This is a genomic window from Sphingopyxis macrogoltabida (genome assembly GCF_001314325.1).
GTDB classification, from domain to species: domain Bacteria; phylum Pseudomonadota; class Alphaproteobacteria; order Sphingomonadales; family Sphingomonadaceae; genus Sphingopyxis; species Sphingopyxis macrogoltabida.
Map to the genome: position 1 here is coordinate 981,777 of NZ_CP009429.1, position 20,417 is coordinate 1,002,193.

A 20,417-nucleotide genomic window follows, 5' to 3' on the forward strand; every position below is an offset into this window, starting at 1 on the left:
GCGTCGTGGATCCCGGATCAAGTCCGGGATGACGATAGGGGTTAGGCGGCAGGTTCCAGCTTCGTGATCCCGCCCATATAGGGCAGCAGCACCTGCGGAATGTCGACGCTGCCGTCGGCCTGCTGGTAATTTTCGAGGATCGCCACCAGCGTCCGCCCGACCGCAAGGCCCGACCCGTTCAGCGTGTGGACGAACTCATTGCCCTTTGCGCCGTCGCGGCGGAAGCGGGTGTTCATCCGCCGTGCCTGGAAATCGCCGCAGTTCGAACAGCTCGAAATCTCGCGATAGGCATTCTGGCCGGGAAGCCAGACTTCGAGGTCATAGGTCTTGCGTGCGCCGAAACCCATGTCGCCGGCGCAGAGCAGCATCCGGCGATACGGCAGCTCGAGCGCTTCGAGGATCGCCTCGGCGGCGCGCGTCTTGCGTTCGAGCTCGGCATCCGAGTCCTCGGGGCGGGTGATCGAGACCAGCTCGACCTTCCAGAACTGGTGCTGGCGGATATAGCCGCGCGTGTCGCGCCCCGCAGACCCGGCTTCGGACCGGAAGCAGGGGGTCAGCGCGGTCATGCGGACCGGCAGTTCCGCTTCCGGCAAAATCTCCTCGCGCACCGCATTGGTCAGGCTCATCTCCGACGTCGAGATCAGCCAGCGGCCGTCGGTGGTCTGGAACAGATCCTCGCGGAACTTGGGGAGCTGCGCGGTGCCATAGGCCGCCTCGTCGCGGACCATCAGCGGGCTCGCGCATTCGGTATAGCCGGCCTCGATCGTCTGGCGGTCGATCATATATTGGCCGAGCGCGCGTTCGAGCCGCGCCATCTGGCCCTTCAGGAAGGCGAAGCGCGCGCCCGACATCTTTGCCGCAGTTTCGAAATCGAGCCCGAGCGCGGGCGCGAAATCGGCATGTTCCTGCGGCGCGAAATCGAAGCTGCGCGGGGTGCCCCAGCGCGAAATCTCGACATTGCCCGCTTCGTCCTCGCCCTCGGGGACGTCGGCGGCGGGCAGGTTGGGGAGGGCGGCAAGCTTGTCGTGCAGCGCGGCGAGCTGCTCGCGCTCGGCCTCTTCCTTGGCGGGGAGCGCGGTCTTGAGGTCGGCGACCTCGGCCTTCAGCGCCTCGGCGCCGTCCTTGTCGCCCTTCGCCATCGCCTGGCCGATGAGCTTCGAGGCTTCGTTGCGGCGCGCGAGCGACGACTGGATATCGGTCTGCAGCGCGCGCAGCGATGCGTCGGCGGCGAGGATTTCGGCAGACAGGGGTTCGAGACCGCGGCGTGCGAGACCGGCGTCGAAAGCTTGCGGGTTATCCCGGATCAGGCGGATATCGTGCATGCGCCGCGCTATGGCGGCGTGGCGCGGGCGGTGCAAGCCCGCTTTATCGCTCGGTCAGTTCAGCCAGTTGAGCGATCGCCGTTCCCCAGCCCTCGTGGAAGCCAAGCTCGAGATGCTTGCTGCTGTCGTCGGGATTCTTGTGGAGCACGCGCGCGGCGTAAAGCGTGCCGCCGTCCTGCGGTTCGAAGGTCAGGATAGCGGTCAGCGCGAGCCATGGTTCGGCGGGCTGCCAGCCTTCGGTCAGCACGGTGGTGAAGACGATCTTCTTTTCCGGCACCACGTCGAGGAAGCAGCCATCGACATGCGGCTGGAAATCGGCGGCGCCCTCTTCGCGCATGCGCGTGACGAAGCCGCCCCCGGGGCGCAGGTCGAGCATGTCGACCCGGCACTCGATCGGCGCGGGAATCCACCATTTCTCAAGGTTTTCGGGGATGCTCCACGCATTCCATACGGCAGCCGGCGGCGCGGCGATCAGGCGCGAGATGGTGAGTTCGCTTTCATTGGTCATGCTGCTTGCTCCGCTGTCATTTCGTGGGGGGATTTTGCGATTCGACGAAGGCGGCGAGGCGGTCGGTGCGCCCCTGCCAGACCGCCCGCTGCTCCGAGAGCCAGTCCTCGGCCGCGGCCAGCCGGTCGGCGTTGAGGTGGCAGGTCCGGACGCGGCCCGCCTTTTCGGAGCGGATCAGCCCCGATGTTTCGAGCACCGACAAATGCTTCATGAACGCAGGCAGACCCATCGCAAAGGGTTCGGCCAGCCGCTTCACCGGCGCCGCGCCGCCGAGCAGGCGGCCGATCACCGCGCGCCGCGTCGGATCGGCAAGCGCGTGGAAGACGGTGTCGAGCGAGGTTTGTTGGTTCGCCATATGGTGAACTATATCGATAGTTTTCCAGATAGCAAACTGTTTTGCGCGTGCGTAAGCCGGCAATGCCCGCCGTGGATGGATGGTAGCTTTGGGGTGGGAAGCGGACGTTTCCAACTTTTGTCATCCCCGCGAAAGCGGGGACCCAGAGTAGTGTAAACCCGCCCTGGGTTCCCGCTTTCGCGGGAATGACACAATTGAGGAATTCCAAACGACTTACGTCCACTCCCGGCCGAAACCGCCCGAAACCAGCCGGCGCCCGACACCACGCACAAAAAAGGGCCGCCCCGCGGGGCGGCCCGAATTTGGTGGCCGGTATGCCGGCCGCCAGTGGATGGCTTATGCCGCGTCCTGATCCTCGGCGTTGCGGTTGGCGGCGCGGCGACGCGCGACGAGCGCGGCGGCGGCGGCACCGAACAGGAGCATCATCGGCGGTGCCGGGACGGGGGTCGGGTCGCCCGACGAACCGCCATGGCTGCTGCTGCCGCCCGAGCTCGACGAGGACGAGCTGGACGAGGAACTGCTGCTCGACGACGAAGACGACGAGCTGCTCGTTGCGCCGAAGCTGCTGCTGCCACCGGTCGCGCCCGACGAGGTCGCGCCGCTCGACGTGCTGCTGCTCGACGACGAGGAGGAGGACGAGGAAGAGCTCGACGAGGAGCTACTCGAACCACCCTTCGACGAGCCGCCCCAGCCCGAGCTGCCGTGCGACGAACCGTGCGAACTGCCGCCATGGCCGTGCGAGCTGCCGCCCTTCGACGAGCCGCCCGACGAGGACGAGCTCGACGAGGAGGAGGACGAAGACGAGGACGAACTCGACGACGAACTGCTGCTCGACGACGAGGTGCTGACGTTGCCGGACGAGGTCGAAACGTTGCCCGACGAGGTGCTGACATTGCCCGACGAGGTCGAGACGCCGCCGGTCGAGGTGCTGACGCCGCCCGTCGACGTCGAGACGCCGCCGGTCGAGGTGCTGACACCGCCGGTCGAGGTCGATACGCCCGACGAGGTGCTGGTGGTCGAGCTGAGGCCGCCGGTTGTGGTCGAGGTGACCACGACGCTGCCGCTGCTGCCGCCGCCGCTCGAACCGCCGAAGAAGCCGCCGAAGAAGCCGCCGCCGAAACCGCCGCCAAAGCCGCCGCCGATCACGGTCACGCCGCCGCCACCGCCGCCGCCTTCAAAACCGCCGCGCTGCGGGAAGGGTGCATAGGGGATCGGGGGAAGCGGGATCGTCTGCGTCACCACCTGCGTTTGCGGGGTCGCGGTGCGGATCACCTTCTTGGTCGTTACGACGCGGCGCACGCGCTTGACCGGCTTGCGTGCCGCATGACGCTTGCGGACGACTTTCTTGGCCGGTCCTGCGCAGGGCGAACAGGACTGGGCTGCACGTGCCTTCGGAACGTCGGCGATCTGCATCGCGCCGGTTCCGATGATCGCGCCGCCGCAGGTGCAGGCGCAAAGCTTGGCGAGGGCCATTCGGACAGACATAGGTTTCTCTCTTCTTTCCCGTTGCAGGTGCGTTGGCGCCTCCGCCCACACCCCCATGCACCTTCTACTGAAGCCAAAAGGCCAAAGCTTTATGAACGCCGCAATTGCGTTAACCGCGTTTGTCCGTCCGCCATCGGGAATTGAGGGGCGGAATCAACCAAAATGACGACTTCTGTCCCAAAAAAGCACAAAATATGCGGCAATTCTATGCGGATAGTTAACTTCCGGCCCTATTCGGGCGAGTCCGGGCGCGCAGGAGGGGGCGTCCAGAATCGCCCTTGCCGGCACTGGTTCAGCCGCGCTTCACCGGACGCGGGGCATGGCCATGCTTCGGCGCTTGTGTCCTAACCGGTGGCTGGTTATAGGCGCGGCGCAATCCTTGGATCGTCATCCTCGGCGACCAGGCGACAGGAAAGGACGCGGAAGGCCCTTATGCCAACCCAGATCGCCGACGTTGGTGCCGACGCGCTCCGCGAAGCCAAATCGAACCTCGATTCGGACTATATTCCCCGCGACGACGAAGAGTTCATGAACGAGCGGCAGCAGGAATATTTCCGCGGCCTGTTGCTCGCATGGAAAAAGTCGATCCTGACCGAGGCGGAATCGACCCTCGCCCATCTGCAGGACGGGCCGCTGCGCGAGCCGGACCTCGCCGACCGCGCGTCGAGCGAGACCGACTGGGCGATCGAACTCCGCACTCGCGACCGCCAGCGCAAGCTGATCGCCAAGATCGATTCGGCGATCCGCCGCATCGACGAGGGCGAATATGGCTATTGCGCCGTGACGGGCGAACCGATTTCGCTCGCCCGGCTGCAGGCGCGTCCGATCGCGACCATGACGCTCGAGGCGCAGGAACGTCACGAGCGGAACGAGCGGATTTCGCGCGAGGATTGACGCGCGGCTGCGCGATGCCGGATTTCGGTCCGGCGTTTTCCGCAACGCCCCTTTACGTTTCGGCAATGGCTCCATTTTAGATTCGTCGCCTCACGCTAGCGAGGAACGGGTTGCAGATGGATTCGCGCGGACCAGTATCTTTGGATGAAGAAGTCGCTGCATTGTCGCGCGGCGCCGATCGCGACAGCCTGTTCATGCAGGCGGCGCTGACGATTCCGGGACATGCCGAGCCGGTGCTTGTCCGCGTCCGCAACCTGTCGGCGGGCGGCATGCTCGCGGAAAGTCCGGCGCGGGTCGCCGAAGGCGCGACGGTCGAGGTCGAGCTGCGCAACGTCGGCGCGGTGCCGGGGCGCATCGTCTGGGTCGGCGAAGGCAAGTTCGGCGTCGCGTTCGACCGGGCGGTCAATCCGCAGGCGGTACGTCGTCAGGTGGTTCAGAAACAGGATTTGCCGCCGCATCTTTCCCGGCTCGGCAAGCCTGACAAGGCCATCTACCGCCGACGCTGATCGTGACCAGCGGGCGGTAGCGGCCGGACGATCGATCAGGCGATCGTCACCATCTCTTCCTTGATTCTCAATTTCTGCTTTTTCATCTGCGCCAGCACGGCCATGTCGGGGGCGGGTCGGCGCTCTTCATTCGCAATTTTCTCGTCGAGGTCCGCGTGACGGGACTTCAGGGCGGAAAGGTGCGAGCTGCTCATTGGCCATTCTCCTTTTCGACTCGATTGGCAGGGCCGAGTAAATCACGAATCGCGCCGAATGTCGTGGCGATTCGCCGAGGCGGTCCCCGTTGCGGACGGGCCGTGATCATGGCAGGAGGGCGGGCGTGAACCCCGAAGAAATCACCCAGCGCCTCGAACTGCTTCGCATCGAACATCGCGACCTCGATGCCGCGATCATCGCGCTCGGCGATGCGACCGTTCCCGATCAACTGCAACTCGCACGGCTCAAGAAACGCAAGCTGCGCCTGCGCGACGAAATCGCGTGGTGCGAGGACCAACTGCTTCCCGACATCATCGCCTGATCGGCCGGGCGGGCGTAACGGAAGCATCCGTGACGCGAAACGGGACATCGGGCGAACCGAAAGATGGTTAGCGCCATTGCTCCCGGCGGGGGCGCCATGGCATCTCCTGTTCGGCAAGTCGGGGACAAGGGAAGATGATGGCGTTCGGTCTGCCGGTACAACGGGCCCAGGTTGAGAATCTCTATGTCGAGGCGATGCTGCTTGCCGACGAGGCGCATGCGGCGTTTGCGGTGCAGCGCGATCTTGGCCGGATCGACGGGGGGCGGATCGAAGGTAGGCGCGACAGCCTGCACCTCGTCGGCCTTGCTTGCGAATCGTTGAAGACGACGACGCGGCTGATGCACATCATCGCTTGGCTGCTCCACCGCCGCGCGATGATCGCGGGCGATCCGGGGGCCGGCCCGAACGACAGCGCGGCGCGGATCGGCGAGCCTGTTGCCGCCGACTGGAGCGTGTGCCTCGGCTTCGACTCCGCGATCCGGCGTATCATCGCAGCGAGCGAGCGCCTGTTCGAGCGCGTCGCGGCGCTGGAAGCGGGGTGGGACACGCCGCAGGCGGTCACCCCGGTGCAGGAACTGCTCGCGCAGCTCGAAGCCCGGCTCTAGGTCTAACCGGCGATAAACCCGCGCCGGGCCAGCCAGGCCGTAAGCACCGCAATATATTCGGGCGAGTCCGCCTGTTCGGTCCCGTCATATTTCGGGTCGAGCGAAATTTTCTCGTCGGCCGAGACCTGCATCGCATGGTCGGCGGCGGCGACGACATGGACCTCCATTTCGGGCATCCGTCCGGCAACGGACTTCAGCCGTTCGACCGACTCGGCGACCGGCACCACCGCATCGTTCGCGCCATAGAGGACGAGCGTCGGCACGGTGACGGCGGTCAAATTGGTCAGCGGATCATTCTCGATCTCCTTGCGCCAGCCCGAAACCGCGCGGTCGCGAACCGTTTCGCCCATGTAGAGATATTTGAACCATGGCTTTATCTTCGCGGCGTCGACCCGGCGCTGCGCGGCCTCCCGGCTCGCGGTGCCGCGCATATAATCGTCGACCGCCTTGCGCGTCGCGACCATCTGGTCGATGTCCGCCTGCGGATAGCCGTTGGCGCGCAAATGGTTGGTCGAGGAGAAGATCATCTGGACGTCGGCGGTGACGACGGGAGCCGACACCGAAATCACGAAAGCGATATCGCCGCTGCGCGACGCCGCCAACGGAGAGATCCAGCCGCCCTGGCTCAATCCCCATGTCCCGATCCGTTTCGCGTCGATGCGCGGGTCGCTCTTCAGACTTTGGACGGCGGCGATGGCATCGTCGGCAAGCGTGGTGAAATTGCCGCCCGCATCCTTGGTTCCCGACCGTCCCGAACCCCGCCGGTCATAGGTGAAGACGGCGATGCCGAGCGCGGGCAGCGTTGCTTTCAGATGATCGTAGAGCGACGCATTGCCGAGCGGCGACGAGGCGCTGTGGGTGACGACGATCGCGGCCACGGGCTTGTCGCTGCGCGGCAGGATCAGCGTTCCCGCCAGTTCGGCGTCGCCGCTCGTGAAACGGCGCTCCTCGGTTACGACCTGTGTGGTCGCAGCCGCGCTCCACGGTACGTCGGGCGCAGCCTCCGCCGCCGCGACCGGCCGGGCAAGGCACAGGGCGGCAGCAAGGACAGACAAGCCGGCAACAACACGCATCGAACGACCTCCAGCGCAAGGAGGCGATACCCTATCCGCCGCGAACGGCGCCCGTCAAATTTCCAGCGAACCAATGGCTTGCGATGCCGAACCGGCCCTCATGGATTTGCCAGCCACTCGATCCACGCGCCATGCGCATGCGCATGGCCGAGCATCTGCGGGGCGTCGCCGCCGGGCCAGTAGCGCAGCACCAGTTCGTGGCGATGCAGCGTCCGGTTCGCCTCGAGCGCGATCCAGGCGAGCGGCCGGTCGGGGGTGGCGGCGCTGCCCGCCGCCTCCATCGCGGCGGTCACCCGCGCCTGCTGGTCGGCGGGAACATATTGCCAGACGATCGAATGCATCAGCACGCGCGTCGTCCCCGCCGCCTGCGGCTTCGCCAGCTCGGCCTCGACGAAGTCGGCGGCGTTCCTATGGACGAGATCGGGCTTCTTCTCGCGGGCCGCTGCGACCGCAGCCTCCATACGGGCGAAACGGACTTCATGCTCGGGCCAGATATAGGCCTTGAGCCGCAGCGCCTGCGCCGGATCGGTCAGGTCGACGGGCGCGACGTCGCAGCCCTTGAGACTCTCGAACGCGATCCGGTGCTGCGGCGGATGCATGCCGCGCCATTCGGGGGTGAAGGCCATCACGCCCGGCTGCGGCCCGACCTGCACGCCGGCAAGATCATAATGATAGCGATCGAGCATCAGGTTGATCCCGGCGCTCGATCCGATCTCCAGACATTGAAAGCGCGGCGGCAGGCCCTGCTCGACCAGCCACAGCATCGCCGCAACGAAGTTCGACGAGCGGCCCGCCTCGTTGGTCTGCGGCGGGCCGTCGAGCCAGGGCAGCAGCGCCGCTTCGTGCCGCCGCACGACCCCCGCGACGATCGCGGCGTCGTTGATGTCGTCGGCATTGGCATAGATCGGTGCGAGCTCGCTCGCCGCGCCCGACAGGTGCAGCGCGTGGATGCCGCCGGCGGCGCGCAGCGGCAGCGCGTCGGCGAGCGGCATGCCGTCCCAGTCGGCGATCCGCCGCGCGAAATCCGTCGCCGGCTGGTCGAGCAGCGCGCCGAGCGCCGCGACGACGCGCGCGGTCACCGGGGCGTCGTTGGCGCGGCAATAGGCGACCTGATTGGCAAAGGCGGTGCGCACCGCCGCGGGGCCGGTCTCCGCCATGTCGACCATTTGATAGCGCTCGCTCATTGCCCTTTCTCCCGCCGCCGCTTATGGGCTGGCGCGCTTATGCCCGAACCGATCATCTTTGCCATCCCGAAAGGGAGGATTCTCGACGAGGCGCTGCCGCTGCTGGCAGCGGCCGGCATCGAGCCTGCGGCGGATTTCTTCGACAAGAAAAGCCGCGCGCTGGTGTTCGCGACGAACCAGCCGCACATCTCGCTGATCCGGGTGCGCGCGTTCGACGTCGCCACGTTTGTGGCGCATGGCGCGGCGCAGCTCGGCATCGTCGGTTCGGACGTCATCGACGAGTTCGACTATTCGGAGCTTTATGCGCCGGTCGACCTCGGCATCGGCCATTGCCGCCTGTCGCTCGCCGGACCCGAAGGCAGCGCCCCGCCGGGGCTCGGCGCCAGCCACATTCGCGTCGCGACCAAATATCCCGCGATCACCCGCCGCTGGTTCGAGGGTCAGGGCATCCAGGCCGAGTGCATCAAATTGAACGGCGCGATGGAGATCGCCCCGAAGCTCGGACTCGCGTCGCACATCGTCGACCTTGTTTCGACCGGGCGCACGCTCGTCGAAAATGCGCTCGCCGAGCAGACGGTGATCAGCGAGGTGTCGGCGCGGCTGATCGTCAACCGCGCCGCCTTCAAGCTGCGTTCGACCGAGGTTCCGGCGCTGGTCGAGAAATTCCGGCAGGCGGCGGGCAATGCGGCGGCTTGACGCCTCGACGCCCGGCTTTGCGGCCGCGTTCGACGCGCTGGTGAACGACCGGCGCGAGAGCGCGTCCGACGTTTCGGCCGATGTCGCGGCGATCATCGCGCGGGTGAAGGCCGAGGGCGATGCGGCGCTTGCCGATTACACCGCGAAGTTCGATCGCTTCGATTTGGACGCGAGCGGCTGGAGCATCTCGAAAGACGAATGCGCCGCGGCCTATGACGCGCTGGCGCCCGAGCTGCGCGACGCGCTGAACCTCGCCGCCGCACGCATCCGCGCCTATCACGCGGCGCAGCTTCCCGAAAACCGCGACTATCGCGACGACAGCGGCGCGCGTCTCGGCGCGCGGTGGAACGCCGTCGATGCGGCGGGGGTCTATGTGCCGGGCGGCCGCGCCGCCTATCCCTCGTCGGTGCTGATGAACATCCTGCCCGCCAAGGTCGCGGGGGTCGAACGCATCGTGATGATGACGCCGACCCCGGGCGGCGAGACTAACCCGGTCGTGATGGCGGCGGCGCATCTTGGCGGGGTCGACGAGATCTGGCGCGTCGGCGGGGCACAGGCAGTCGCCGCGCTCGCTTATGGCACCGGCCGCATCGCGCCGGTCGATGTCGTCACCGGCCCCGGCAATGCCTGGGTCGCCGAGGCGAAACGCCAGCTTTACGGTGTCGTGGGCATCGACATGGTCGCGGGGCCGAGCGAGATCGTCGTGATCGCCGACGCGCAGAACGACGCGCGCCGGATCGCCGCCGACCTTTTGAGTCAGGCCGAGCATGATCCGACCAGCCAGTCGATCCTGTTCACCGACGATGCAGCGTTTGCCGATGCGGTCGCCGACGCCGTCGATGCGATCATCCCGACGCTGTCGACCGCGGCGACGATGCGCGAAAGCTGGGATGCCAACGGTGCGATCATCGTCGTCCCGACGCTCGCCGATGCAATCCCGCTCAGCGATCGCCTCGCGCCCGAACATCTCGAGCTTGCGGTCGATGCGGTCGAAGCCGACACGCTATTCGCCAAGGTTCGCCACGCCGGCTCGGTGTTCCTCGGCCGCCACACGCCCGAAGCGATCGGCGATTATGTCGCGGGTCCCAACCATGTGCTGCCGACCGGCCGCCGCGCGCGTTTTTCGAGCGGGCTGTCGGTCACCGACTTCATGAAGCGCACCAGCTTCCTCGCGCTCGACGAAGCGAGCCTCGCCGCGATCGGCCCGGCCGCGGTCGCGCTCGCCGAGGCCGAGGGGCTTCCCGCACATGCGCTTTCGGTCAGCCAGCGTCTCAGCTAAGAAAAGAACGATGAATAAACGCGCCCAGTCCCGCTCCGCCGCCCGCCTCGCCGCCGTGCAGGCGCTTTACCAGCACGAGATGGAAGCGACGCCGGTCGCCAAGCTGATCCACGAATTTCACCAGCACCGTATCGGCGCGATCATCGAGGACGCCGAATATGCCGATGCCGATCTGCCCTTCTTCGACGACATCGTGAAGGGCGCGCTCGCACGGCTGCCCGAAGTCGACGCGGCGATCACCGCCCGGCTCGCCAGCGGCTGGACGATGGAGCGGCTCGACCGCACGATGAAGGCGATCCTGCGCGCCGGCACCTATGAACTGATCGCGCGCGGCGACGTGCCGATCGGTGCGGTGGTCAGCGAATATGTCGACGTTGCCAAGGCGTTTTTCGACACGCGCGAGGCGGGGTTCGCGAACGGGCTGCTCGACGCCATCGGGAAGTCGGTGCGGGGAACCGCCGCTTAGGCTATCCGTTCGCATCGAGCGAAGCCGAATGGACAAGGCGCCCGCATCGAAACGAGAGGGTGATATGAGCGAAGCCGATTTCATCGCCCGCCTGCGCGCCATCGCGACCGACCCCGCCGCGCGCGGCCTCGCCGACGATGCGGCGGAGTGGGAGGGTCTGGTCCTCACCCACGACATGATCGTCGAGGGTATCCATTTTCTTCCCGACGACACGCCGCAGGACGTTGCGTGGAAACTGGTGGCGGTGAACCTGTCCGATCTCGCCGCGAAAGGCGCTGCGCCGGTCGGCATACTCGTCGGCTACAGCCTCGGCGACGACGCGTGGGATGCTGCCTTCGTCGAGGGACTCGACGTGGCGCTGCGCCGTTTCGGGATCATCCTGCTTGGCGGCGACACGGTGCGGGTGCCCGCCGGGGCACCGCGCAGCTTCGGCCTCACCGCGATTGGCCGGGCGCCCGCGGGCGGCGCGCCGTCGCGCGCCGGGATGCGGCCGGGCGACCAGCTCTGGGTGACGGGGACGATCGGCAACGCCGGGCTCGGCCTCGCGATGCGGCTGGGGCAGGTCGAACCGAACGAGACCTGCCTTGCCGCCTATCGCCGCCCGCAGCCGCAACTGACCTTCGGTCGGGCGGTCGTGCCACATGTCCATGCGATGATGGACGTGTCCGACGGCCTGCTGATCGATGCCGAGCGCATGGCGACGGCGAGCGGCTGTCAGCTTGTCTTGATGCTCGAATCGCTGCCGCTGTCGGCGGCGCTGCTCGCGGTGCGGCCCGATGTGCTCGACACGCGGCTCGCCGCGGCGACCGCGGGTGATGATTATCAGCTTCTCTTTGCCGCCGATCCGGCCGCGACGGCGAGCATTCGCGAGATCGCTGCCGGGCTCGATATTGCCGCGACGCCGATCGGCCATGCCGGGGTGGGGGAGGGAATCGTCCTGACCCATCGCGCGCAGTGGATCGCGCTGCCCGAGCGTCTCGGTTTCATGCATTGAGCGCAAACCCTGATAAAATTGCCGAATAACCGGGGTTGCGTGTCGCTTTCTTTCTTCCCATAACTCGGCGTCCAAATTTGGGGCGGTCGCATCAGGGGAGAGAGCGAACCGGCAACAATACGTCGGACGTGCTCGACTGCTAACTTCTGCGTCGCCCTTCTCATGGGGAAGGAACAGTCACGCATGAATCCGGTTTTGATCGCGATAGCGTGCGGCCTTTTGGCCGTGCTCTATGGATTCATTACCTCGCGGCAGGTGCTCAGCGCATCGGCGGGTAATGAAAAGATGCAGGAAATCGCCGGCGCCATCCAGGAAGGCGCCAAGGCCTATCTGGGCCGCCAATATCGTACCATCGCCATCGTCGGCGTCGTCGTCGCCGTGCTGGTCGGGGTCTTCCTCGGCCCGATCTCGGCGACCGGCTTCGTCATCGGCGCCGTCCTGTCGGGGGTTGCCGGCTTCGTCGGCATGAACATCTCGGTGAAGGCGAACGTCCGCACCGCGGCCGCGGCGCAGACGGGCCTGCAGGCGGGCCTGACCATGGCGTTCCGCGCCGGCGCGATCACCGGCATGCTCGTGGCGGGCCTCGCGCTCCTCGCGATCTCGGTCTTCTTCTGGTACCTCGTCGGTCCCGGCGGCTACACCGTCGGCGGTGAGGATCGCACCGTGGTCGACGCGCTTGTCGCGCTGGCGTTCGGCGCCTCGCTGATCTCGATCTTCGCGCGCCTCGGCGGCGGTATCTTCACCAAGGCGGCCGATGTCGGCGCCGACCTCGTCGGCAAGGTCGAGGCCGGGATTCCCGAAGACGATCCGCGCAACCCCGCGGTGATCGCCGACAATGTCGGCGACAATGTCGGCGACTGCGCCGGCATGGCGGCGGACCTTTTCGAAACCTATGTCGTGACCGTCGGCGCCACCATGGTGCTGATCGCGCTGCTGCTGAAGAGCGCCGGCGACATGCTGGTGCCGCTGATGACGCTGCCGCTGCTGATGGGCGGCGTGTGCATCATCACCTCGATCATCGGCACCTATTTCGTCCGTCTCGGCAGCGGGACCAACGTCATGGGTGCGATGTACAAGGGCTTCCTCGTCACCGCGGTGCTGTCGATCCCCGCAATCTGGTTCTCGACGAGCTATGCGCTCGGCGGCGACATGGGCACCAACATCACGGGCACCGAATTCAACGGCAGCGACCTTTTCTATTGCTCGCTGCTCGGTCTCGTCATCACCGGGCTGATCATCTGGATCACCGAATATTACACCGGCACCAACTATCGCCCGGTGCGTTCGATCGCCAAGGCGTCGGAAACGGGCCACGGCACCAATGTCATCCAGGGCCTGGCCATCAGCCTTGAATCGACCGCGCTGCCGACGCTCGTCATCTGCGTCGGCATCATCGTCGCTTATCAGACCGCCGGCATCATCGGCATCGCTTTCGGCGCCACCGCGATGCTCGCGCTCGCCGGCATGGTCGTCGCGCTCGACGCCTATGGCCCGGTCACCGACAACGCCGGCGGCATCGCCGAAATGGCGGGCCTCGACGACTCGGTCCGTGAAAAGACCGACCTGCTCGACGCGGTGGGCAACACGACCAAGGCGGTGACCAAGGGTTACGCCATCGGTTCGGCGGGCCTCGCGGCGCTGGTGCTGTTCGGCACCTACACCGCGGACATCGCCGAATATTCGGCGAAGCTCGGCATCGACGCGCCGCTGACCTTCTCGCTGTCGTCGCCCTATGTCATCGTCGGGCTGCTGCTCGGCGCGCTGCTCCCGTACCTCTTCGGTGCGATGGGCATGACCGCGGTCGGCCGTGCGGCGGGCGACGTGGTCAAGGATGTCCGCGACCAGTTCGCGAACAACAAGGGCATCATGGACGGCACCAGCCGCCCCGACTACGCCCGCACCGTCGACCTCGTCACCAAGGCGGCGATCAAGGAAATGATCGTTCCGTCGCTGTTGCCGGTGCTGGCGCCGATCGTCGTCTATTTCGTGATCCGCGCGGTTGCCGGTCCGGCTGCGGCATTGGAAGCGCTCGGCGCGCTGCTGCTCGGCGTGATCGTCGGCGGGCTGTTCGTCGCCATCTCGATGACCTCGGGCGGCGGCGCGTGGGACAATGCCAAGAAATATATCGAGGACGGCAACCACGGCGGCAAGGGCAGCGAAGCCCATAAGGCTGCGGTCACCGGCGACACCGTCGGCGATCCGTACAAGGACACCGCGGGCCCGGCGGTCAACCCGATGATCAAGATCACCAATATCGTGGCGATCCTGCTCCTCGCGGCGCTGGCGCACGGCGCGGCATAAGCTGCGCGGCCTTCGCGGGCAAAGAAAGGCCCCGCCGGAGCGATCCGGCGGGGCTTTTTTCGGCTGATCGAGAGGGGATCTGAGCTTTCCGTGCTCAGGTGAACGCTATCTGCAAAAAACGCGGTTCCTCGATAGATCGCGCCGGGTCAATAATGCGGGCGCTTCAGGGCCGATCGCAGATGTCTGATCCGTCCCGGCCAGCGAGACGGCAACAGGAAGTTCACGATGCCGAGCGGGCGCGATCGCAATTCATGCAAATAGCTTTTGGCGACGATACCGATATGATTGCGGGGACGCCGGATTCCGTGCTCCAGGCGGCGGATGGCGCGGTCAACCAATTCGCCGGAGTCAGGAGAAGGGCCGAGGATGGCCGTAAGGTGTATGCCATGTTCGATGGCCGCGCGCTGCTTGGCTGGAATGTCTCGACGCTGCAGTATCTGCTGCGTGGATACTTCGCCGTCACGTCGCAATAGCGCGAGGTCTAGTATCTGACGCAGACTGCAGCTTCTTCTGTGATAGAAACCATCGGTTATCTGATGGTGAATGACATTGTGAAGCACACGGTCTTCGATCGTCGGGACGCGATAGGTGGATCCGCGAAAGGAAACCGAAACGGCCGATCGGCGCAGCGCTTCGCCATCCAACGCCGCGCCAGACATGGGGGCGAGCACGGCAAAGTGAATTTCGACGCCGACGCCCGTATCGGGGTTGCGTTGCATGGCGAGGTGGTGGCGGTTGCGAGGAAACAGCGAAGCGGGTTTGACGGCAATCTCAGTGAAACCGCATTGCATCAGCGCGCGGCTAGCTCCCTCGGCCTCCTGCGGTGCGACAAGCAGGTCGATATCGCCGAGAAATCGCGTGGCGGGGTCGGTATAGAGTCCGGAAACAAGGCTTGCCGCGCCCTTAAGGAAAATGGCGTCAATGCCCTGCATGGCCAGCTGCCGGCCGATTGTGGCGATGCCAGCCAGAATAGTATCGTTTCTTTGTCCATTGAGCCAATGGACCGCGTGCAGATGATCTTTGACCTCGGAGGGAACCGTCGCGACGTCCCCCAATATCGATGCGAGGGCGGGCGAGATCTTGTGGCCGTCCATCATTTCAACCAGACGCACGGTCTCCCCGGGCGATGCAGGCCATTCGATTGTCTGCGCGGGGTATTGCGCCGGATCGACAAAGCTTTTCAGTGCGGTACAGAGCCAGAGGAAATAACGCCAGCGTTCCTCGCCCGTTTCCCGGTCAATCATCAAGCTGCTCCAGTAGCGATCTTGCAGCCTCGAGTGACGAATAGCTAAGGCGATAGGCCGGAACCGGTGCAAGCCAGCTTAGAAATTCCTGCACATGGTGCTGCGTCATCGGATAGCCGATCCATATCCGATCCCCGAGCAGCAAGGCGAGCTTTTCGGTAGCGTCGAGCGGCACGAGGGCATTGGCAGCATCGGCACTGTATCGCGGAAAGACGATAGTGCCGACCGGGGTTGCTGGATGCCTTCCCGTTTTGGCGTCGCAGCGACATATTTTATCTTGCGGCCGCGAACCTCGTAAATTGTCGCTGTGGCGAGCTCCGGCATCAATGGGGCCAGCCGATGCCAGCTGCCTTCCTTGATGCTGTGCGGCATTGGCCACCCCAGCGCCCGGCCATCGGGACTGCGCAGGGCGATCATATCGTCGGACAGAAAGGCGAAGCCGCACCGCGATAGATAGGCTGCCAAGGTGCTTTTCCCGCTGCCGCTTGCGCCGGGAAGAAGTAGCGCCTTTCCCGATGGCGCAACGACCGATGCGCCGTGAATCAAGGCCAGGAAATCGGCCTCGCCATGGATAGCACCGAGGATATATCGAAAGGCCGCGCCGATCGCCTCGGCTGCCGTCGCCAGATGCATGCGATCCTGATCGTCGATCGAAAGCCGATAGGGTTCAGGGCTATCGATCAGGTCGATTACGATCGCTGTGCCGCCGACGAAGGCCTCTACCTCGAATTGGCCGAGAATCGCTCCGATATGCTCGGCGACTTCGGGGGCCGTCGTGCTGATCCGCAACCGCGTCCCGTCGATGTCATAATGGGTAAACGCAAGCTCTCCGGTCGTTGCGAGGCGGGCGGGTCGGACATGTCTGTCGGCGATTGCAGACGCTGGGGCATCGATCAGGCCTTCGGCCTTCCACTGCCGGAACAGGTTAGCGACATGCTCGCCAGCAACAGCCGGCGCGATAGTATAGCCTTCGGCCACAGCCAAGGCGATTTCCGGCTCGGGCAATCCAAGTTCGAGCAGCTGCCAGACAACACCCGCGGTCTCATTATAGAGGCGCAGCTTTTGCGTGCCCTCGTCGAGTAGAAGAATTGCGCCGGGATAGGCTATGCTGGCCACATGGGGCGACGGATGGCTAATCATGCCGTCCTGATCTTTGACAGAGATCTAAGGTTGACGAAAATCGATCAAAGGTTGACGAAAATTCGTCACATTGGAAAACCCCACTCGTCCGACACCGCATGTGCCTTTACGGGCTTCAGCAAGAGGATCATCGCCGGAGCCGTATAGGCGCCAATGATCCCTATTTTCTTCAGTGCTGCACGACGCGCCGTTGCTGCTTCATCCTGATCCGCAGTTTCGTCGCCCTCGGTTTCGATCTCTGACTTTTCCGACAAAGTCTCCACTCCCTTGCATCTGCAAGCCTAAACCTTGAATCTGTGTCAGAAAAAGTCAACTCTTATCGGCGGATTAGCTTCTGGAAACTGGGCTGGACTTGCCCGGTTCGGCCACAGGGGTTTTCAGGAGGCAATCGGTCGCCACCCATCCTTCACGACGCCGACGTCGCCTTCATCTGCTGCGCATAGCCCGCCTGCACCATCGCGCTCATCCGGTCGAACAGCGCGTCGGGATCGCTGCGGCGCAGCGCGGCGGTTGCCGCTTCGGCGCCTTCGGCGACTACCAGTTCGCGCGTGCCTGCCGCGACCGCGTCGAGAATCTGCTTTGCCGCGAAATCGGGCGACAGGCCGTTGTCGATCGCGGCGTCGCTTTCCCCGCGCACGCTGCCGTCGGCGTTCAGCGCGTTGCGGCTGACGTTGGTCGCGACCGATCCCGGCGCGACGACGAGCACCTTCAGCCCGAGGTGCTCATTTTCCGCCCGCACGCTGTCGTGATAGCCGATCAACCCGTGCTTCGCGGCGCAATAGGCGCTGCGCAGCGGCACGCCGGCGATCCCTGCGACGCTCGATATCGCGACCAGCTGCCCGCCGCCGGCGCCGACCATCCGCGGCAGCAGCGCCTGCGTCAGCGCGATCGGCGCGAGCAGGTCGACCGCGACGATCCGTTCATAGACCGGGAAATCGGTTTCGATCGCCAGGCTGCGCTGCGAAATACCCGCGTTGTTGACCAGTCCGTCGATGCGTCCGCACCAGTTCCAAGCCTGTTCGGCCAGCGCGGGAATCGCGGCATAGTCGGTCGCCTCGAACGGCAGGATCATCGTCCCGGCGCCGCAATCTTTCGCCACCGCCTCGAGCGCGGCGACATTGCGTCCCGACAGGATCAGCTTTGCGCCGCGCGCCGCCAGTGCGCGCGCCAGCGCCGCGCCGATTCCCGACGAAGCCCCGGTAATCCACCAGATTTGATCTTTCATGACGGCTCCCTATCTCTGTTTCGTTTCAACCTGAAACGGGTGGGAACAGGCGTCAAGCCATCGCCCCGACGCATTTCCGCGCAGGGGTGGCAATTTTGTTGCGAATCTGTTATAATTAATAACAACACGCCGACATTCTGCCTCTTCCCGCCGCTTGGGCTGGGGCACATTCGGCGTTCCTATGGAGCCATATCCCTTGCCACTCTGACTGGCTAGCGCCGCCCGAATTGCTGATCCCCCTCAAACCGGAGGGCGGGATGCACCGGTGTTGTCGCAGTTTCCAGCCGCGGTCAAGGCAGCAGAAAGGAATTTGCATGTCGGCGAACACGCTTTTGTTCGAAGTCGGTGATTATGTCGTTTATCCCAAACATGGCGTGGGGCGCGTCATCGAGTTGCAAAAGTCCGAAATCGCGGGAATGCAGCTCGAACTTTATGTCCTCCGCTTCGAAAAGGAAAAGATGACGCTTCGCGTGCCGACGAACAAGGCGGAAGGCGTCGGGATGCGCAAGCTGTCGTCGGACAAGACGCTGAAGGAAGCGCTGCAGGTGCTGACGACCAAGCCGAAGGTCAAGCGCACCATGTGGTCGCGCCGCGCGCAGGAATATGAAGCCAAGATCAACTCGGGCGACCTCGTGTCGATCGCCGAAGTGACCCGCGACCTGTTCCGCGCCGACGACCAGCCCGAACAGAGCTATTCGGAGCGCCAGATCTTCGAAGCGGCGTCGAGCCGCCTCGCGCGCGAACTCGGCGCGATGGAGGAAAGCGACGAAAAGACGGCGCAGGCGAAGATCCTCCAGATCCTCAACGAACATGCGCCGCTCTATTACGCCGAAAAGGCGCTCTGAGCAGGCTTTCCAAAAAGGGGAAAGAGAGGGCGGTCCCGCAAGGGCCGCCCTTTTTCGTTGGAGGCGTATATCGTCGCCCCCGCCTTCGCGGGGGCGACGATCATTCTGGATATTTCGCCTCGACGAAATACAGCCCGTCGGGCGGCGCGTTCAGCCCCAGCGCGCTGCGATCGGCGGCGTCGAGCGCGGCTTTGAGATCGCGGGCCGACCATTTGCCTTCGCCGACCATGCTGAGGCAGCCGACCATCGAGCGCACCTGATGGTGGAGGAAGCTGCGCGCCGCGGTTTCGATGATGATCTCGTCGCCGTGGCGGCTGACGCTGATCCGGTCGAGCGTCTTGACCGGGCTGTCGGCCTGGCAATGTACCGAGCGAAAGGTCGTGAAGTCATGGCGTCCGACCAGCGCCTGCGCGGCGCCGTGCATGGCCTCGGCGTCGAGCGGCTTGGCGAACTGCCACGACAGCCCCTTGTCCCAGGTCAGCGGGGCGCGGCGGTTGACGATGCGATATTCATAGGCGCGCCCGATGCACGAAAAGCGCGCGTGCCAGTCGCCCGCCACCTCGGCGCAGGCGAGCACCGCGACGGGCGCCGGGCGAAGCTGCGCGTTGAGCGCCTCCATCAGCCGGAACGGCTGGATCGGCTTTTCGATATCGACATGCGCGCGCATCGCGATCGCGTGGACCCCGGCGTCGGTGCGGCCCGCGCCGTGCACCGCGGCCGCTTCGCCGGTGATGCGCGTGACCGCCTCTTCCAGCGCCTGCTGGACGCTCGGCCCGTGGCTCTGCCGCTGCCAGCCCATGAAGGGGCGGCCGTCGAATTCGATGGTGAGGGCGAAACGCGTCATGCGAGGCGCGTGCCCTTGGGGATCGGGCGGCCGCGCAACAGTTCGGCGGCATCCATTGCGGGCTTGCCGGCGCGCTGGACGCGTGTGGCGCGGATCGCGCCGGGGTTGCAGGCGATGGTCAGATTGTCGGCGGTGGTCACGCCGGGGACGGCGCCTGCCACGGCTTCCGACGGATGCACGACCTCCGCGGCGAGGATCTTGTATCGCTCGCCCTCCAGCTCGAAAAAGGCGCCGGGCACCGGGTTGAAGGCGCGAATTTGCCGTTCGGCCTGCACCGCACTGACGAGGAAATCGAGCCGCGCCTCGTTCTTGTCGATCTTTGCCGCATAGGTGACCCCGTCCTCGGGCTGCGGTTCGGGGATGAAGGCGTGGAGGTCGCTCAGCACGCGGCGCATCATCAGCGCCCCCATTTCGGCGAGTTCGCCGGTCAGCGCGCCGGCGGTCTTGCCCGCGACCGGGGTCGTCTCGATCAGCCGCATCGCGCCCGTGTCGAGCCCGATGTCCATCTGCATGATCGTCACGCCCGTGGCGGTATCGCCCGACAGGATCGCGCGTTGCACCGGCGCGGCGCCGCGCCAGCGCGGCAGGATCGAGCCATGGACGTTCAGGCACCCCTCGCGCGGGGCGCTTAGCACCGCCTGCGGCAGGATCAGGCCGTAAGCTGCGACCACCGCGACATCGAGGTCGAGCGCGGCAAATTCGGCCTGTGCCTCCTCCGTCTTCAGGCTTCGCGGCGTGCGGACGGGCAGGCCATGTTCCTCGGCCCAGACCTGCACCGGGCTCTTCTGCAATTTCTTGCCGCGTTGCGCGGGGCGCGGCGGCTGGGTGTAGACCGCGACGATATCGTGGCCCGCCGCGTGGAGCGCAGCGAGCGTCGGCACCGCAAAGGGCGGCGTTCCCATGAAGGCGATGCGCATTGTCATTTCTCGCGCGC

The 20,417-nt window shown here is 65.5% G+C and carries 23 protein-coding genes and 1 pseudogene; 11 read left to right on the plus strand and 13 right to left on the minus strand.

Annotated features, from left to right (window positions below):
* Positions 1–41: 41 nt before the first annotated feature.
* Genes serS through LH19_RS04765 form a run of 3 tightly spaced genes read right to left on the minus strand, consistent with a single transcriptional unit; the run spans position 42 to position 2,185 of the window.
* On the minus strand, positions 42–1,322 hold the full coding sequence (gene serS / locus LH19_RS04755; protein WP_054725257.1) for a serine--tRNA ligase: 1,281 nt from the start codon (positions 1,320–1,322) through the stop codon (positions 42–44).
* A gap of 43 nt (positions 1,323–1,365) precedes the next feature.
* Positions 1,366–1,830, minus strand: coding sequence for an SRPBCC family protein (locus LH19_RS04760; RefSeq protein WP_054725260.1), 465 nt, complete (start codon positions 1,828–1,830; stop codon positions 1,366–1,368).
* A 16-nt stretch (positions 1,831–1,846) separates the two neighbouring features.
* The gene (locus LH19_RS04765; protein WP_054725263.1) at positions 1,847–2,185 is read right to left on the minus strand and encodes an ArsR/SmtB family transcription factor; all 339 of its coding nucleotides are present in this window, start codon (positions 2,183–2,185) and stop codon (positions 1,847–1,849) included.
* 367 nt (positions 2,186–2,552) lie between these two features.
* Here LH19_RS04765 and LH19_RS28405 point away from each other — a divergent pair, with 367 nt between their 5' ends.
* The 3 genes from LH19_RS28405 (at position 2,553) to LH19_RS04785 (ending at position 5,070) form a co-directional block, all read left to right on the plus strand.
* The gene (locus LH19_RS28405) at positions 2,553–3,392 is read left to right on the plus strand and encodes a hypothetical protein (RefSeq protein ID WP_201258419.1); all 840 of its coding nucleotides are present in this window, start codon (positions 2,553–2,555) and stop codon (positions 3,390–3,392) included.
* Between the two features lie 710 nt (positions 3,393–4,102).
* Entirely contained in the window at positions 4,103–4,564 is a 462-nt protein-coding gene (gene dksA / locus LH19_RS04780) for an RNA polymerase-binding protein DksA (protein WP_054588600.1), read from the plus strand.
* A gap of 140 nt (positions 4,565–4,704) precedes the next feature.
* A complete protein-coding gene (locus tag LH19_RS04785; protein WP_234716082.1) occupies positions 4,705–5,070 on the plus strand; it encodes a PilZ domain-containing protein in 366 nt (121 codons plus the stop codon).
* A 35-nt stretch (positions 5,071–5,105) separates the two neighbouring features.
* Here LH19_RS04785 and LH19_RS27745 read toward each other — a convergent pair whose 3' ends face one another.
* On the minus strand, positions 5,106–5,264 hold the full coding sequence (locus LH19_RS27745; RefSeq protein WP_082395422.1) for a YdcH family protein: 159 nt from the start codon (positions 5,262–5,264) through the stop codon (positions 5,106–5,108).
* Positions 5,265–5,389: 125 nt separating this feature from the next.
* Between LH19_RS27745 and LH19_RS04790 the strand changes: the two genes are divergently transcribed.
* Both LH19_RS04790 and LH19_RS04795 read left to right on the plus strand, forming a co-directional pair.
* Positions 5,390–5,587 carry a YdcH family protein gene (locus LH19_RS04790; protein ID WP_054588598.1) on the plus strand — a complete coding sequence of 66 codons (198 nt, stop codon included), beginning with the start codon at positions 5,390–5,392 and terminating at the stop codon, positions 5,585–5,587.
* 134 nt (positions 5,588–5,721) lie between these two features.
* The gene (locus LH19_RS04795; protein ID WP_234716083.1) at positions 5,722–6,192 is read left to right on the plus strand and encodes a DUF1465 family protein; all 471 of its coding nucleotides are present in this window, start codon (positions 5,722–5,724) and stop codon (positions 6,190–6,192) included.
* A gap of 2 nt (positions 6,193–6,194) precedes the next feature.
* Here the strand turns inward: LH19_RS04795 and LH19_RS04800 are convergent, their stop codons facing one another.
* Entirely contained in the window at positions 6,195–7,265 is a 1,071-nt protein-coding gene (locus tag LH19_RS04800; RefSeq protein WP_054725269.1) for an alpha/beta hydrolase family protein, read from the minus strand.
* Between the two features lie 98 nt (positions 7,266–7,363).
* Positions 7,364–8,449, minus strand: a complete 1,086-nt coding sequence (locus tag LH19_RS04805) for a DUF2332 domain-containing protein (RefSeq protein ID WP_054725272.1) — start codon at positions 8,447–8,449, stop codon at positions 7,364–7,366.
* A gap of 39 nt (positions 8,450–8,488) precedes the next feature.
* Here LH19_RS04805 and hisG point away from each other — a divergent pair, with 39 nt between their 5' ends.
* The 5 genes from hisG to LH19_RS04830 all read left to right on the plus strand — a co-directional run bounded on the left by hisG (position 8,489) and on the right by LH19_RS04830 (position 14,185).
* Positions 8,489–9,145 carry an ATP phosphoribosyltransferase gene (hisG, locus tag LH19_RS04810; RefSeq protein ID WP_054725275.1) on the plus strand — a complete coding sequence of 219 codons (657 nt, stop codon included), beginning with the start codon at positions 8,489–8,491 and terminating at the stop codon, positions 9,143–9,145.
* Positions 9,132–10,424, plus strand: coding sequence for a histidinol dehydrogenase (gene hisD / locus LH19_RS04815; RefSeq protein WP_054725278.1), 1,293 nt, complete (start codon positions 9,132–9,134; stop codon positions 10,422–10,424). The genes hisG and hisD overlap by 14 nt, the downstream gene beginning before the upstream one ends.
* A gap of 10 nt (positions 10,425–10,434) precedes the next feature.
* The gene (gene nusB, locus LH19_RS04820) at positions 10,435–10,890 is read left to right on the plus strand and encodes a transcription antitermination factor NusB (protein ID WP_054725281.1); all 456 of its coding nucleotides are present in this window, start codon (positions 10,435–10,437) and stop codon (positions 10,888–10,890) included.
* Between the two features lie 64 nt (positions 10,891–10,954).
* Positions 10,955–11,884: a thiamine-phosphate kinase gene (thiL, locus tag LH19_RS04825; RefSeq protein WP_054733017.1), complete on the plus strand. Its 930-nt coding sequence runs from the start codon at positions 10,955–10,957 to the stop codon at positions 11,882–11,884.
* A 183-nt stretch (positions 11,885–12,067) separates the two neighbouring features.
* Complete coding sequence (locus LH19_RS04830; protein ID WP_054733023.1) at positions 12,068–14,185, plus strand: sodium-translocating pyrophosphatase; 2,118 nt, start codon at positions 12,068–12,070, stop codon at positions 14,183–14,185.
* 146 nt (positions 14,186–14,331) lie between these two features.
* Here the strand turns inward: LH19_RS04830 and LH19_RS04835 are convergent, their stop codons facing one another.
* The 5 genes and pseudogenes from LH19_RS04835 to LH19_RS04850 all read right to left on the minus strand — a co-directional run bounded on the left by LH19_RS04835 (position 14,332) and on the right by LH19_RS04850 (position 17,794).
* Positions 14,332–15,429 (minus strand): nucleotidyltransferase family protein, encoded by a 1,098-nt coding sequence (locus LH19_RS04835; RefSeq protein WP_054725285.1) that lies wholly within the window; start codon positions 15,427–15,429, stop codon positions 14,332–14,334.
* Entirely contained in the window at positions 15,422–15,808 is a 387-nt protein-coding gene (locus tag LH19_RS29345; protein WP_234716084.1) for a hypothetical protein, read from the minus strand. The genes LH19_RS04835 and LH19_RS29345 overlap by 8 nt, the downstream gene beginning before the upstream one ends.
* Before the next feature lie 572 nt (positions 15,809–16,380).
* Positions 16,381–16,569, minus strand: a pseudogene (locus LH19_RS29805) (hypothetical protein); the annotation flags it as partial.
* A 65-nt stretch (positions 16,570–16,634) separates the two neighbouring features.
* Complete coding sequence (locus LH19_RS04845) at positions 16,635–16,823, minus strand: hypothetical protein (protein ID WP_145923360.1); 189 nt, start codon at positions 16,821–16,823, stop codon at positions 16,635–16,637.
* A gap of 152 nt (positions 16,824–16,975) precedes the next feature.
* The gene (locus LH19_RS04850) at positions 16,976–17,794 is read right to left on the minus strand and encodes an SDR family NAD(P)-dependent oxidoreductase (RefSeq protein WP_054725294.1); all 819 of its coding nucleotides are present in this window, start codon (positions 17,792–17,794) and stop codon (positions 16,976–16,978) included.
* A 314-nt stretch (positions 17,795–18,108) separates the two neighbouring features.
* Between LH19_RS04850 and LH19_RS04855 the strand changes: the two genes are divergently transcribed.
* On the plus strand, positions 18,109–18,639 hold the full coding sequence (locus LH19_RS04855; RefSeq protein ID WP_054588588.1) for a CarD family transcriptional regulator: 531 nt from the start codon (positions 18,109–18,111) through the stop codon (positions 18,637–18,639).
* A gap of 100 nt (positions 18,640–18,739) precedes the next feature.
* Here the strand turns inward: LH19_RS04855 and truA are convergent, their stop codons facing one another.
* Complete coding sequence (gene truA, locus LH19_RS04860; protein ID WP_054725297.1) at positions 18,740–19,483, minus strand: tRNA pseudouridine(38-40) synthase TruA; 744 nt, start codon at positions 19,481–19,483, stop codon at positions 18,740–18,742.
* Positions 19,480–20,400, minus strand: coding sequence for a methionyl-tRNA formyltransferase (gene fmt, locus LH19_RS04865; protein ID WP_054725299.1), 921 nt, complete (start codon positions 20,398–20,400; stop codon positions 19,480–19,482). Before fmt ends, truA begins: the two co-directional genes overlap by 4 nt.
* Positions 20,401–20,417: the final 17 nt, after the last annotated feature.